Origin of the sequence: Rheinheimera pacifica (assembly GCF_024809855.1) — a bacterium.
GTDB classification, from domain to species: domain Bacteria; phylum Pseudomonadota; class Gammaproteobacteria; order Enterobacterales; family Alteromonadaceae; genus Alishewanella; species Alishewanella pacifica_A.
Window position 1 is genome coordinate 81,024 of record NZ_JANUEM010000013.1, and the last position, 15,083, is coordinate 96,106.

General features: G+C 48.7%; 12 protein-coding genes. 4 read left to right on the forward strand and 8 right to left on the reverse strand.

Annotated features, from left to right (window positions below; translation table 11 throughout):
- Positions 1-52: 52 nt before the first annotated feature.
- From M2404_RS15755 to wecB, 7 genes are all read right to left on the reverse strand, one after another.
- Positions 53-2,695 carry an SLBB domain-containing protein gene (locus M2404_RS15755; protein ID WP_259240721.1) on the reverse strand — a complete coding sequence of 881 codons (2,643 nt, stop codon included), beginning with the start codon at positions 2,693-2,695 and terminating at the stop codon, positions 53-55.
- Positions 2,696-2,915: 220 nt separating this feature from the next.
- Entirely contained in the window at positions 2,916-3,443 is a 528-nt protein-coding gene (rfaH, locus tag M2404_RS15760; protein WP_259240722.1) for a transcription/translation regulatory transformer protein RfaH, read from the reverse strand.
- 15 nt (positions 3,444-3,458) lie between these two features.
- The gene (rfbD, locus tag M2404_RS15765; protein ID WP_259240723.1) at positions 3,459-4,346 is read right to left on the reverse strand and encodes a dTDP-4-dehydrorhamnose reductase; all 888 of its coding nucleotides are present in this window, start codon (positions 4,344-4,346) and stop codon (positions 3,459-3,461) included.
- Positions 4,343-4,876, reverse strand: a complete 534-nt coding sequence (rfbC, locus tag M2404_RS15770; protein ID WP_259240724.1) for a dTDP-4-dehydrorhamnose 3,5-epimerase — start codon at positions 4,874-4,876, stop codon at positions 4,343-4,345. The genes rfbD and rfbC overlap by 4 nt, the downstream gene beginning before the upstream one ends.
- A gap of 94 nt (positions 4,877-4,970) precedes the next feature.
- Positions 4,971-6,248: a Vi polysaccharide biosynthesis UDP-N-acetylglucosamine C-6 dehydrogenase TviB gene (gene tviB, locus M2404_RS15775; RefSeq protein WP_259240725.1), complete on the reverse strand. Its 1,278-nt coding sequence runs from the start codon at positions 6,246-6,248 to the stop codon at positions 4,971-4,973.
- 69 nt (positions 6,249-6,317) lie between these two features.
- Positions 6,318-7,322 (reverse strand): SDR family oxidoreductase, encoded by a 1,005-nt coding sequence (locus tag M2404_RS15780; protein WP_259240726.1) that lies wholly within the window; start codon positions 7,320-7,322, stop codon positions 6,318-6,320.
- Positions 7,323-7,366: 44 nt separating this feature from the next.
- Positions 7,367-8,503 (reverse strand): non-hydrolyzing UDP-N-acetylglucosamine 2-epimerase, encoded by a 1,137-nt coding sequence (wecB, locus tag M2404_RS15785; protein WP_259240727.1) that lies wholly within the window; start codon positions 8,501-8,503, stop codon positions 7,367-7,369.
- Positions 8,504-8,604: 101 nt separating this feature from the next.
- On the opposite strand from wecB, the gene M2404_RS15790 reads away from it, so the two are divergent.
- Positions 8,605-8,913: a DUF6170 family protein gene (locus tag M2404_RS15790; RefSeq protein WP_259240728.1), complete on the forward strand. Its 309-nt coding sequence runs from the start codon at positions 8,605-8,607 to the stop codon at positions 8,911-8,913.
- 143 nt (positions 8,914-9,056) lie between these two features.
- Positions 9,057-10,613 (forward strand): peptide MFS transporter, encoded by a 1,557-nt coding sequence (locus tag M2404_RS15795; RefSeq protein WP_259240729.1) that lies wholly within the window; start codon positions 9,057-9,059, stop codon positions 10,611-10,613.
- Between the two features lie 77 nt (positions 10,614-10,690).
- Here the strand turns inward: M2404_RS15795 and M2404_RS15800 are convergent, their stop codons facing one another.
- Entirely contained in the window at positions 10,691-11,014 is a 324-nt protein-coding gene (locus tag M2404_RS15800) for a DUF440 family protein (protein WP_215397949.1), read from the reverse strand.
- A 264-nt stretch (positions 11,015-11,278) separates the two neighbouring features.
- On the opposite strand from M2404_RS15800, the gene rlmA reads away from it, so the two are divergent.
- Both rlmA and M2404_RS15810 read left to right on the forward strand, forming a co-directional pair.
- Complete coding sequence (gene rlmA / locus M2404_RS15805; protein WP_259240731.1) at positions 11,279-12,082, forward strand: 23S rRNA (guanine(745)-N(1))-methyltransferase; 804 nt, start codon at positions 11,279-11,281, stop codon at positions 12,080-12,082.
- A 374-nt stretch (positions 12,083-12,456) separates the two neighbouring features.
- Complete coding sequence (locus M2404_RS15810) at positions 12,457-15,024, forward strand: TonB-dependent receptor plug domain-containing protein (protein ID WP_259240732.1); 2,568 nt, start codon at positions 12,457-12,459, stop codon at positions 15,022-15,024.
- Positions 15,025-15,083 lie beyond the last annotated feature (59 nt).

Here is a 15,083-nt window from a genome sequence, read left to right on the forward strand (position 1 = left end):
TCACTTATCATTAATCATTAAAACTCAACACTTAGCACTCAACAGTCATAACTTAGAACGAATTAAGCGCCGCTATCGCTACTGCAGACTGATAGAAGATCTGCGTAATTTGGGCCCATAGCGTAAGATTATCTTTATACTCTGTATCCAGCGGCACGATGATGGTATCGCCCGGCTGCAGGCGCGAGCTGGACACGGCAAACCAGTTATTTTCTGGCACCAGTACCGATCCATCGGCCCGTATTACATATACCCGCTCTTCGTCGGCGCGTTTACGCATGCCGCCGGCTAGTTTCAGATAATCGTCCAGTGATCTTTTAGGGTCAAAACGATGACTGCTGGCATGTTGTACTTCGCCCAGTATTGAAATGGTATGGTTACGCCTTGGGATAATAAGCTGATCACCATTTTGTACCTGAATATGGTGTAAAGGGTTACCACTGATAACGCCTTCAAGGTCGATAACCAGACGACCGACCGGCTTTTGTTTTTCCAGTTCGGCTATCATGGTAATTACATCGGCTGGCGCTGTCGGCGAGCCCTGAGCTGATAAAGCGCGGCCGGCGATATCAGCCCTTAGCTGTTCGATCAGTTTTTTCTGTTGTTCGGTTTCTTGTTGCTGCACACCGGTGCGGGTAAACACAGCACCTTGAATAAAGGCATGCTCGGTTAAACCACCTGCGCGTTTTATTACATCTTCTAATGATTCATGTTGCTGAATACTGTAGACACCAGGGAAGCGCACTTCACCGCGTAGGGTAATACTGCGATTGACATCCCAGTCTGGTGTTTCAAATACGTTTAAACTATCACGGCTTTGCAGCACTACATTATTAGTGCCGCTAAATACCTCGTTTAAATTAATTGCTATATGCTGCGCCTCTATGCTGAGATTGTCAGTTACCATAGCGCGGGTTAGCTCTGCCCGGCTGACAAAAGCTGATTGCGCCAGGCCACCGGCGGCAATAATAAGATCGCTTACTGTGGCTTGTTGCGTTAGCGGGTAAGTGCCAGCCACTTTTACATTACCGCTAACACTAACCAGCTTGGGTTGCTGATTATGCCGGGCCTGCTGGCTAATTTTTTGCAGTACCGGTGTTAATAATTCCCTACGGGTAAAATAGGCTGACAATGGCAATAAAGCTGCATCTTTATAGATATTACCGATTAACTGGCTAAGGTGATAGCCTATTTGCTCTTCCTGCTCGGCAGTAACATAGCCGTAGTTAGTTTTTTTAAGTAGGGCTGCCTCAGGTTTAATATTGCTGACTTCAGTCTTTTTCTTTAGCTCTGCGTATAAGGCTTCGCGGTTATAACTACTGCCACCATGCGGAAATACCAGTATGCGATCGCGCGGTTGTAATTGCAGATTGTCGCTGCTGCCAGGTTCGGTGATGGCTTTACCAATATTAAACTGCAGCACATCGATATCGCCGGCATTATTAATTTCGCGCACGATAAGGGCATAATCCAGATCGGCTACCATATGCAGGCCAGACCATAACGATGGTAGTAAATCGGTTACTTGCATGCCTTGCTGCCAGGCAAACTGGCCCGGGCGAACTACAGCACCGGCAACGGTTACTACATTTTCAATACGCGGCGAAGTGGCTGATATTTGCAGTACGTCACCATTTTGCGCGGTAATTTGCTGTGCACTGCGCTGAGTTAGATCCAGGTTACGTAAGTCGCGCAAGTTATTGCTGTTAAAACGCTCAAGTACGGCGTTTTTCGGGTAGGCACCGGCTTTGGTACCACCGGCCATTTGTAATAAGTTTTGCAGGGTGTCATCTGCGGTAAGTTCGTAAATAGCCGGGCGCTGTACTTCGCCCTTTACTTCGGCCATAGCTGTTACGGGTGCCACAAATACTACGTCGCCGTGTTGCAGATTGATGTCGTTAACGGCATTGCCTTTTAACAGCAACTGATATAAATCAAACTGAGAAATATTTTTACCGGCGCGGTTTACGCGGATATTTCGTAGGCTGCCGATATCTGACACGCCGCCGGCAACAAATAATGCCTGGGTTACCGTGGTTAAGGCTGATACAGCATAAATACCGGGCCTTTTTGCTTCACCGGCAATAACAACGTTAATAGTGCGCATTTGCCCCATACTGACTGCGGCCTCTACGCCGATTTTGGCAGAACGAACCCGTTCGGCAATTAAACTGCGGGCCTGGTTAAAACTTAACCCTGCCAGCGTAACCGGGCCTATCTCGGGGATATTCAGGCTGCCATCACGGCCAATACGCAAATCGTATTCGAGGTTTTCTTTACCATATAGCTGTAATAATAAGCTGTCGTCCGGGCCCAATATGTAAGTATCGGGCACCGGCACATTGGTTAATGCGGCAAAAGTACTGGCGTTACTATTAAACAGTTTCAGGCCGAAGCGTTTTGCTTCTTTACTGTCGTCATCATCATTTTCAGGCTCTGGCAGTTGAGGTTGTAAAAACTCCTGCTGCTGAATTTCATTGCTTGCACCGCTGCTGTTGTTATTACTGTTACTACGAGAGGATGACGGTAAGTTGTAGCCATATTGCCGGGCTAAGCGTTCTTGCTCGGCTCGGGGCAATTTTTGGAATTGTTCTATCATCGCCGGTGACGGCGTAGCAGATTGAGCGGCAACGCTACCTATGCATCCTATACTTAAACCTATGGCTAAGCAGGCAAACTGAACAAATTTAAGCACCCGTAAACTCCAGTGTTGTTATTGATCCTGACGGCTAAATTGTATGATTTCAGGCACGCTACCGCCATTAGGTTACAGCACCCTAATGCCTGATGGTAAAAGCCTTGTTATAAAACGCCACCGTTAAAGCAACAGCTATGACCACGGCATTGGCAAAAAACTGCAAAATTTTACCGTTTTTTTGCTGATTAATCGAATGTTATCGCGCTTTTCTGTCTTATCAGCGTGCGTCTGTATGCTTTTTCGCCACTATCTGTTGGTTATCTACCACCGCAGCTACCCACTGCCCCAACATACTGATCAGAATAACGCTGCGTTTATCGCCATCGGCGGTATCGAACACTGCCTGTAGCCCACTGAATGGGCCATTAACAATACTGATTGCGTCACCTTTTTTTAAGCGGCAATCTGCAGGCTGCTGTTTAAGAGTAATTTGCTGCTGTGTAAGTAACTGCACCAACGCGTTAGGTGCAGTTGCCAGCTGGCTGCCAAACCGGACAAAATCGCTGATACCACGGGTTGCACGAATGGCGCGGATATTAAGCTGCTCACTGCTGCTGATCTGCAAAAACAGATAGCGCGGAAACAGTGGTTCAGTAACCTGCTGCCATTTGTTACCGCACAGTTTTTGCAGCGATATTTGCGGTAAAAAAGAGTTATAGCCCTGATTGGCCAGATGCTGTTGCGCTCTTAGCTCCTGGCGCGGTTTGCAGTACAGCAAATACCATTGATTAACTGAGGTGTTCAAAGAAGCAATTCCATTTTAGGCTGTAATATCATTGCAGTCTCCTGAAGCGAGTTGCTGCAGCACAGCTTGCCACTGCGGTATTGCGATAGCGAATGTATCGCAAAATTTATTGCAGTCAAGTATTGAGTTGGCCGGGCGTACAGCCAGGGTTGGCCAGTTAGCGCTGCCAATTGCCTGAAGATTAACCTTAAGCTGATGCGCTGCAAAAATAGCCTGGGCAAACTGATACCAGCTAACTGCCGGGTTGCCAGCAAAATGATAAATACCATAGGCTAAACTGCCCTGCTGCTGATAGCGCTGTAACAGTTGCACTATTGCTGCGGCAAGATCACCGGCGTATGTCGGGCAACCAAATTGATCATTAACCACCTGAATTATCTGGCCGCGTTGCGCCAGCTTTAGCATAGTGCGGTAAAAGTTATGGCCAAATTCGCTAAATAACCAACTGGTTCGCAAAATAACATATTTACTGCAAGTAGCATGTATTGCCTGCTCGGCCTGTAATTTAGACTGGCCATACACGTTAAGCGGGGCGGCAGTATCTTGCTCGGTATAAGCACTGCTTTGGCCGTTAAACACATAATCGGTAGAGAACTGCAGCAATAAGCTGTTGTACTGCTGGCAAAGCTTAGCCAGTTGCCCTACAGCGGTGCCATTAACAGCAATGCAGGTGGCAGCTTGCTGCTCGGCGGGATCTACGGCGGTATAAGCGGCGCAATTTATTACTGCATCTGGCCGGTACTGTGCCATAACAGTAGTAACAGCGCTGATATCGGTAATATCCAGCTGGCTACGATTGAGCGCCAGGCATTGAAACTGCTGTTGCAACTGTCGCGGCTGTTTTAACTGTTGCAGCAGAGCCTGCCCCAGTTGGCCATTAGCGCCCAGTATTAATAGCTTCATGCCAGCGCCGCGCTAAAACCGGGGGCGGCGGCGTCTTTTGCCGACAACAACTGTGGCACTGCCGGCCAGCTAATAGCCAGCTGTGAATCATTCCAGCAGAAACTGGCTTCATCGGCGGCATTGTAATAACTGCTGGTTTTGTATATTACGTCGGCAACATCTGACAGCACTAAAAAACCATGAGCAAAGCCCGGTGGCAACCACAGTTGCTGCGCATTATCTTCAGATAACACTACACCCTGCCACTGGCCAAAAGTGGCTGAATTTTTGCGGATATCTACGGCAACGTCATAAATTTCGCCACGTAGCACGCTGATAAGCTTGCCCTGGGGCTGGTTGCGCTGAAAATGCATGCCGCGCAGTACACCTTTTACCGAGCGTGACCAGTTATCCTGTACTAAAGGCTCGGTAATACCTGCGTCATAGTAAGCAGCAGCGCGGTAATTTTCCTGGAAAAAGCCGCGTTCATCGCTAAAGCGGTTTGGCTGCAACAGTAAACAACCGGCTAAACGGCTAGGTGTAATATTCATTGGCTTGCTGTGTTAGTAGAACAGGCACCGATTATACCGTATCGGCGCCATAACTGCCGGTAAAAGCTAGCGGATAAAACTAAGCGCCAGCGATTTACAGCCGTAAATCGCTGTCTGTAGCGCTAAGTACGTATTTTAAATCGTACAATACGCCGCCGGATTTACTAAAGGCGCGGATGCCCTCAGCACCCAGATCGCGGAATTGTTTATGGCCAACGGCCAGTATCACTGCATCATAGCTGCCCGGCTCTGGTTGCTGTAACGGTGTAATACCATATTCATGCTGTGCTTCTTGCGTATCTACCCAGGGGTCGAACACATCAGCTGTAACACCATATTCTTTTAGCTCGGCTAATATATCTACCACCTTGGTGTTGCGAATGTCCGGGCAGTTTTCTTTAAAGGTTAACCCCATTATCAGCACTTTGGCACCGGCCACATGTACGCGGCGCTTTACCATGGCTTTTACCAGTTCGCTTACTACATAACGGCCCATGCTGTCGTTAATCCGCCGCCCGGCCAGGATAACCTCGGGGTGATAACCAATGGCCTGGGCTTTATGGGTTAGGTAGTAAGGGTCGACCCCGATACAGTGGCCGCCCACCAAACCGGGCCGAAACGGCAGGAAGTTCCATTTGGTGCCTGCTGCCAGCAGCACTTCCTCAGTATCAATACCGAGTTTATTAAAGATAACGGCCAGTTCGTTTATCAACGCGATATTTAAATCACGCTGGGTGTTTTCGATAACCTTGGCAGCTTCTGCCACCTGGATAGAGCTGGCTTTATAAGTACCGGCGGTAATAATGCTGCCGTACAGCTTATCAACAAATTCGGCTATATCTGGCGTAGAGCCGGAGGTAACTTTTTTAATGGTGGTGACCCGGTGCTCTTTATCACCGGGGTTGATGCGCTCGGGGCTGTAGCCGGCAAAAAAATCGACATTATATTTAAGCCCGGATATACGCTCTATTACCGGTATGCAGTCTTCTTCGGTGGCGCCAGGGTAAACGGTAGATTCGTAAATTACCACATCACCGGCTTTTATCACTTTGCCTAAGGTTTCGGAGGCTTTAATCAGAGGCGTTAAGTCGGGCTGACGGTGTTTGTCTATTGGGGTCGGTACGGTAACAATGTAAACATTCGCGCGGCGCAAATCGTCGAGGTTACTGCTGTAACTAAGCTTACTGGCTTGCTGTAACTCTTCGCTGCTTACTTCCAGCGTGTGGTCTTCGCCTTTATTCAGCTCGCTGATACGGGCCTGGTTAATATCAAAGCCCAGTGTCGGGTAGTGTTTACCAAATTCAACCGCCAGCGGCAGGCCGACATAGCCCAAACCAATAATAGCCAGCTGACTATCTGCGATATTTTTCATGTTTAACATCCTAAATCCATTTATGTTGTTTAAACCTGCTGTACGCAGGCACAGATCAATATAATACCGTTACTGCTGTTGAATATACCATGGCATAGCCAGTTTTAAGCCATCGCGGATGCGATACTCAGGGGCATAACCCAGCATGGTTTTGGCTTTGCTGATGTCGGCCTGCGAGTGGCGTACATCACCAGAGCGAAACTCACCATATTGTGCAGCCTTAGTATAGTGAATACCGTTGTCGGCCAGGCTTTGCACAAGGCCGTTAAATAACTCGTTTAACGTGGTGCGATCGCCCAATGCCACGTTAAATACCTCGCTCTGGCTGATATTGGCCAGCGCAGCGCGGATATTGGCCTGCACCGCATTGGCAACAAAACAGAAATCGCGGCTGGTTTCACCATCACCGTTAATTACTACATCGTCGTTGGCGATCATGGCCGCTGTCCATTTTGGGATCACCGCAGCGTAAGCGCCGTTAGGGTCTTGCCGTGGGCCAAACACATTAAAATAACGCAGGCCAATGCTATGAAAGCCATAAGTGCGGGAAAATACATCGGCGTATAGCTCGTTTACGTATTTGGTAATAGCATAGGGCGATAACGGCTTACCGATAACGTCTTCAACCTTGGGTAAAGCCGGATGATCGCCATAGGTAGAACTGGAAGCGGCATAAACAAAGCGCTTTACCCCGGCGCCACGCGCGGCCACCAGCATATTTAAAAAGCCGCTGATATTGGTGTCGTTGGTGGTAATGGGGTCGTTAATTGAGCGAGGTACTGAGCCCAGCGCAGCCTGATGCAGTACATAATCGACGCCGCTGCAGGCTTGCTGGCAGTGCGCCAACTGGCGGATATCGCCGTTAATAAAGCTAAAGTTAGCCCACTGTGCCGGGCTAACCAGAGTTTGTACTTCGTCAAGGTTACGCTGATGGCCGGTGGCAAAGTTGTCCAGCCCTACTACCTGCTGGTTGGCCTTTAACAGTGCCTCTACCAGATTAGAACCAATAAAACCGGCGCAACCGGTAACCAGCCAGCGTTTAGGGGCTTGCTGCAGTTGTTGCAGAATGTCCATATTCTAATTCTCCGTTTGTCAGCTTTGCATTTATCTGTTGTTGATTAACTCAGTGCGCTGACATCTTTTCTGATTGCATCAATAATACGCTGACAGGCTTTACCATCACCATAGGGGTTATGGGCAAAACTCATGCTGTCATAGTATGCCTTATCAGTAAGCAATTTGCTTACTTCAGCAATAATTTTTGCCTGATCAGTACCGACCAGTTTTACGGTACCGGCTTCTACTGCTTCAGGCCGCTCGGTGGTGTCGCGCATAACCAGCACTGGTTTACCCAGTGATGGCGCTTCTTCCTGAATACCGCCCGAGTCGGTGAGTACCAGGGTGCTGCGGCTCATCAGGTAAACAAATGGCAGATAATCTTGCGGTTCAATTAAGTGCACATTGGATGCGTTGGACAATAAACGGAATACCGGTTCACGCACATTAGGGTTTAAATGCACCGGGTACACGATATCGCAATCAGGGAACTGCTGAGCAATTTGCTTTAATGCACCGCAGATATGCTCGAAACCGGCACCAAAACTTTCACGCCGGTGGCCGGTAACCAGAATTAACCGTCTGCCATCCTGGCCATAAGGGAATTGATCAGCAAAGCCTTGGCTTAGTACGGCGTCATCTTCTATTTTAGCTACTACCTGCAGCAGCGCATCGATAACGGTATTACCGGTAACGACAATATGTGCCGGATTAACCTGCTCGTTTAGCAGATTTTGCTGTGAGGTAGCGGTAGGTGCAAAGTGAAAACGGGTAATAGCACCGGTTAGTTTGCGGTTAGCTTCTTCCGGCCATGGGCTGTATATATTGCCTGTGCGCAAGCCGGCTTCAACATGGCCTACGGCGGTTTTTTCATAATAACAGGCCAACGCTGCGGCGAACGTGGTGCTGGTATCGCCGTGTACTAATACTACATCGGGCTTAAAATCACGCAGCACCGGCTTAATGTTTAACAGTATGCTGGTGGTTACGTCGTATAAATCCTGGCCGGCTTTCATAATGGCCAGGTCATATTCAGGTTTGATATCAAATAACTGCAGCACCTGATCCAGCATTTCACGGTGTTGGCCGGTAACACATACACGGCTGTCAATATCCGTTTGCTGTTTTAACAGATTAACCAGTGGAGCCATTTTGATAGCCTCGGGGCGGGTACCAAAGACGCTGAGAACTTTAATCATCAAAGATCCTTATTGCTGTATTGGCGTAAAGCTTACCAAAAGCGCTTTTAAAGCGATAGTCAGAACCGCTAAACTAGCGCCGGTAATATGAGGAACCATTGATGTTATATCTGAATAGCCAGAAAATACCTGAATTAGCCGGTTTAACCTTTGCCCAGCGCATGGAGGTGATCCGCAAAGCGGCTGATGGCCTACCGGTACCCACCAAAATTACGCTGAATATTATTAAACTGCTGATTTTGATCCCATTATTTTTACTGATTGCCAGAGCCAGTGGCTGGGAAATTATCGCTTATATTGTATTGCTGTTGGTTGCCTATCCGGCTATTACCCGGCCGTTAATCTTTGCCGTATGCCGTAAAGATTTTGCCAGAATTCGCCAGCAGCTGTTTGGCCAGCAACCGGCCTGACCTGCATACACCGGTAATTTTACGGTTTTTATCTGTTAACACTGTGGCGGGTGATGACAAGATTGCTGCACATCTGCATAATCCGCTGAGCTTTGTGCTAAATGGCAAAAGGTAGATAATTCTAATAAAACTCTGGGGACTCCATGACTGAATCAAGCACTGTTGCGGCGGCACATGCCAACCAGCCGCAATTTCTCGGCCATCCGGTCGGGCTTTATGTGTGCTTTCTCACCGAAATGTGGGAACGCTTCTCCTTCTACGGTATGAAATACCTGCTGTTATTGTATTTAACAAAGTACCATTTATTCAGCGACGCCGGTGGCCTTGATGTATTGGGCAGCTATGCCGGCCTGGTTTACGCTATGCCGGTTATCGGCGGTATGCTGGCAGACCGCTACCTGGGTATGCGTAAAGCCGTTACCTTTGGTGCAATTTTGCTTTGTCTGGGCCACTTGGGCCTGGCCTACGAGGGTTTTCAGGCTTATGTAGAAAACGGCGTGGTAGTGCAGGATACCGGTGCCATACAGGTATTTTATTTCTCGCTGGCGCTGATCATTATGGGTGTGGGCTTTTTAAAGCCGAATATTTCTACCATAGTGGGCCAGTTGTACGGTAAGGAAGATGCCCGGCGCGACTCAGGCTTTACTATTTTTTACATGGGTATTAATACCGGCTCTTTTATTGCCACCTTGCTCGTTACCTATATAGGTGAAAGCTATGGCTGGGGCTATGGCTTTGGTTTGGCCGGTATTGGCATGGTATTGGGTTTAATTGTGTTTTTAGGCGGCCAGAAATACCTGTACGGCTATGCAGAACCTGCCAACCCTGCCCTGTTAAAAGAAAAAGTATTTGCCGGTATTAACCGTGAATGGCTGATTTATCTGGCTACCCTGCCTGCGCTGTTTGTAGTGTGGCAGTTGGTGCAGTATAACCCGGTGGTGCATAACACCTTACTGGGGTTATCTTTTGTAGTACTGGTAGGCATTATCTGGTTTATGGTAACGCAATGTACCAAAGAAGAGCGTGACCGGATGATGGTGTTAATTGTGCTGACCATTTCAACGGTGGTGTTCTGGGCATTGTTTGAGCAATCGGCATCGTCAATGACCTTATATGCCGACCGGGTAATGGACCGCAATGTATTTGGTTTTGAAACCACTGCAGGCCAGTACGGCGCATTGAACCCGATGTTTATTATTACGCTGGCACCGTTTTTTGCCTGGTTGTGGATTTTCCTGGCCAAACGCAATATGGAGCCAAGCACTCCGGTTAAATTTGCGCTGGGTATTATTCAGGCCGGTTTAGGTTTTGGTGCTCTGGTACTGGGTGCGCAGTTTCCTAACGAAGCAGGCCTGGTTGGTGCAGGCTGGATGGTACTGGCCTATATGTTACACACTATGGGCGAGCTGTGTTTATCACCGGTGGGTTTATCAGCAGTAACCAAGCTGGCAGTACATAAAGTGGTTGGTGTAATGATGGGTGCCTGGTTCCTGGCTACAGCTTACTCTGAGTTATTAGCCACCCAATTGGCAAAACTGGCGGCAATTGAAGTACCGGCCGGTGAAACCGTTGAAGTAAGTGCCGCACTGGCAGGTTACACTGAGCTATTCAGCTTTTTGCTGTATGTTGGTCTTGGTATTGGTGTGTTTATGCTGTGCATCAGCCCATGGCTGAAAAAACGCATGCACGGCGTGCATTAATGCAAAAGGGCCGGCATGCCGGCCCTTTCTATTTGCGTCGTATTAAGCTAGCTTACTGGCCTGCCACTCTTTGTATACTACTGGCCGCGCCACTGCGCATGACATAAAGATTCATGTTTTTCGCGGCTAAGCAGTATGCGCGCCAGCACCATATCTGGCTCGCCGTTTTCGCCGGTTAAGCCAATTTGTGCTTCGTAGTGCAGCTCTGGCTCCAGGTCCTGCATCATTATTTCTACCCAGTCTTCACCGGGAATAGCCAAATCGGCATAGCCGCGGCTTTCGTAGTGCTGCTGATAAAGCGCATAATCTTCTGCCGACAGGTTTTCTGACGCCAGTTCTTCAAAGATATCAAACGCATGGTCACATAGCTCGTCCAGCGTCCATAATTCCAAATCTTGCATTGGTGCTCCGGTATAAAAATCAGTTTTGTCGCAGGCCTTGCGTTACAACGCTGCTGTGCTCGCCAAAGCAACTCGCTCACGCTTGCGCGTTCGCTCAGACACTCTTTGGCTGTGCGCAGCAGGTTCTAACCGGCCAGCTTTATCGTGCTGGAGTGTTATCACCAACACAATGCTACTTAAACAATGCCGCCATTATAGCAAGGCTTTGGCGAAAACACTGCTGTGCTGCTAAACTAGCGGCCTTTTTCCCAGCCAGATGTCGCTATGTACCTGTGCCCGCTTTGCCAAACCCCGTTGATGCTTAGCAATAAGCAGTACCAATGTGCCAACCGCCACAGCTTTGATATTGCCCGGGAGGGCTATGTTAACCTGTTGCCGGTACAGCAAAAAAACTCTAAAGATCCGGGTGACAACAAAGAGATGATGCTGGCACGGCGCGCTTTTTTGCAGGCTGGCTGGTATGCGCCACTGGCACAGGCGGTAAGCCAGGCTCTGGCAGAGTTAGCACCAAAATGCGTGCTGGATTTAGGCTGCGGCGAGGGCTACTACACCACGCAGTTAAAACAGGCAGCACCCGACGCCACAGTATATGGGGTTGATATCTCCAAAAGCGCGATTAAATTTGCAGCCAAAGCTGGCGGTAGCGATATCAATTTCAGCGTAGCTAGTGCTTACCAGTTACCTTTTGCAGCAAATTTTTTTGATGCCGTAGTGCGTATTTACGCACCGTCTAAAGCTGAAGAGTTAACACGGCTGATAACAAGCGGCGGCCATTTAATTACTGTAACACCGGGGCCAGAGCATTTGCTGCAGATAAAACAAGCAGTGTACGAGCAGGTACGGTTACATAGCGACAGCATCGACAGCCTTAGTGGCTTTACTCATGTTAAACGCCAGCGTTTGCAGTACAACCTCACATTTAAGCACCCTGCCGATGTGCTGGCTCTGGTACAAATGGTACCGCTGGCATGGAAATTCAGCGTTGAGCAAAAGCAACAGTTTGCTGCCAGCCTTCCGGTAATAAGTATCGATTTTCTGCTGGATGTGTATCAAAAAGCACCAATTTGATGCAAAACACTGGTCGCACCATCTGAGCGCAGATTGCCCCGTTATGGGGTGATATTGTGCTGCTTTTTAGCGTTAAATCCTTGTTGTAATACGCCACTGTAAATTTTTTCACTCAAGCACGCCTATTCACTTGTTAACGGCTGACTTACCGGTATGCCTTCTGGCACCTGCACTCTGGTTAACTTCGTTAACATACGTCATTTTCAATCAGCCTGTTATGCCTCCCTTAACCAATCCCAAAACAGATGCGTAGAAATTTTGCGCACAATCTTTGCATTATTGCTACCGAAGCGCAAAACAATGTAGCGTTTTTGTCTTTTAACACTTTGATAATAATCATTTTTAAATAAAAAATAACTAAGGTGGGAACAAAGATGAACTATAAGAAAAATTCTGTAGCACTAGGCATTAAAATTGCGCTTTTTGGTTCAATCGCAATGACAATGCTGGTTCAGCCGCAAGCATGGGCAGAAGCAGCAGCTGAGCAAAGCGGCGAAGCAGTAGAGAAAATTGCGGTAGTAGGCTCAAGATCAGCGCCACGCTCTGTCGGAGAGTCGCCGGTACCTATCGATATTATCGGTGGTGAAGAATTTACCAACCAGGGCAACTCAGACATGCTTAACCTGTTAAGCACTATGGTGCCCAGTTTTAATATTAATGCCCAGCCAATCAGTGATGCAGCTACACTGATCCGCCCGGCTAACCTGCGTGGTTTAGGGCCGGATCAAACACTGGTATTGGTAAATGGCAAACGGCGGCACCGGGCTGCCGTTATTGCCTTTTTAGGCGGCGGCATTTCTGATGGTGCCCAAGGACCGGATATTTCGGTGATCCCGGCCATTGCTATTCGCCAGGTAGAGGTATTGCGTGATGGCGCCGCAGCACAATATGGCTCTGACGCCATTGCCGGCGTACTAAACTTTCAGCTGAAAAACGCCAGTGAAGGCGGCATGCTGGAAGCCAAATGGGGCGAGTATTATGACGGCGGCGCCAGTGATCAGTTTGCCGGTAATATTGGCCTGCCCTTTACCGATAAAGGCTCGGCTAACTTTAGTTTTGAATACCGCACCGCTGATGCGACAAGCCGCAGCGTCCAGCGCGATGATGCTGCCGGTTTAATTGCGGCGGGCAATACTGCAGTGGCCGATCCGGCGCAAATTTGGGGTTCGCCACAAATTAAAGACGACTTAAAACTGTTTGCCAACATTGAACTGGAGGTAAGTAAAGATAAACAAGCCTACGCTTTTGGTAACTATGCCAAGCGCGAAGTTGAGGGCGGCTTTTACTATCGCAACCCGACTAACCGCAGCGGTGTTTATGCCGGCTCACCGGTAACCGTAGATGGCGTAAATTATGATACGGTACTGGTTGGCGACTTAACGCCGGATGATGGTATAAGCTGCCCGGCGCTGCGCCTGGATGCTAATGGTATTCCGATTGCATCTGATCTGGCAGCTATAACCGCAGATGCCAATTGCTGGGCCTTTACCGAAATGCTGCCCGGAGGCTTTACCCCGCGCTTTGGAGGCACTGTATACGATGCCTCGATTGCCGGCGGCGTAAAGGGCGAGTGGATCAACGATATTATGTTTGATATAAGTGCCACCTATGGCCGCAGCCAGGCAGATTTCAGTATCAAAAACACCATTAACCCGTCAATGGGGCCGGACACCCCGACAGAATTTGACCCTGGCACTTATGTGCAAACTGAAATTGGCCTGAACCTGGATATGTTCCGCGAGTTTGACGCCGGACTGGCTGAGCCGTTAATACTGGCCGGTGGCGTTGAATGGCGTGAAGATATCTTTGAAGTAAAAGCGGGTGACGTTGCTTCTTTTACCGTTGGCCCACTGGCCAGCCAGGGTTTTGGTATCGGCTCTAATGGTTTTCCGGGTTTTAAACCGGAAGCTGCCGGAGTATTTACCCGCCGTAACCTGTCGTTTTATACCGATGCCTCTGCCTGGGTAATTGATGACTTAATGTTAAATGCGGCCCTGCGCTACGAAGACTTTACCGACTTTGGTAATACCACCAACTGGAAAGTGTCTGCACTTTACAACCTTACAAGCAACATTTCGCTGCGTGCTGCTGCTGGCACCGGCTTTCGTGCCCCTACCATTGGCCAGAGTAAAGTTATTAACGTAACCACCGCCTTTGGCCCAAACGGGCTGGAGGATCAGGCCACTTTACCACCGGATAACCCGATATCAATTCAAAAAGGCGGTAAACCGTTAAAGCCGGAAGAATCTGAAAACTTCTCGGTTGGTACGGTGATGAATTTCGGCACCACGCACGTGTCGCTGGATTACTACAATATTAAAGTGACTGACCGTTTAAGCCAAACCTCGCCACTAACCCTGGATGAAGACGATATTGCCGCATTGCTGGCAATGGGCGTAGCTGACGCAACCAGTTATTCCAGCATTTTATTCTTTACCAATGACTTTGACACCCGCACGCAGGGGGTTGATTTAGTGATAAGTCAGGATCTGGATTTAGGCCGTGGCCGCAGTAAGCTCAACCTGGTATTTAACTGGAATGACACCAAAGTTACCCTCGACCCGTTAACCACTAACGTAAATGACACTAAGGTACGGCAACTGGAAGATAACCTGCCAAACACCCGTGGCAGCCTGTCATTTACCCACGAAGAAAACAGCTGGCGCGGGCTGGCCCGGCTAAACTACTACGGTTCATTCTGGGAAGCACACCTGGATGATGGCGAGCTGGGGATCGACGAAGGTTCAGCCGTTACCATTGACCTGGAACTGGGTTATAAAGTACTGCCCTCGCTGGAGCTGGTACTGGGCGCGCAAAATGCCTTTAACAAATACCCGGATGAAAACCCATACGGTGGTATAGCCGGTGCTAAGTACCCAACTACCACACCTTATGGTTTTAACGGCGGTATGTACTACTTGCGGGCTGTGTATACGTTTTGATGTCATAACCAATGCAGTGTCTGATGTTTAACAGACACTGCAGCAAAGTACCGTTACTG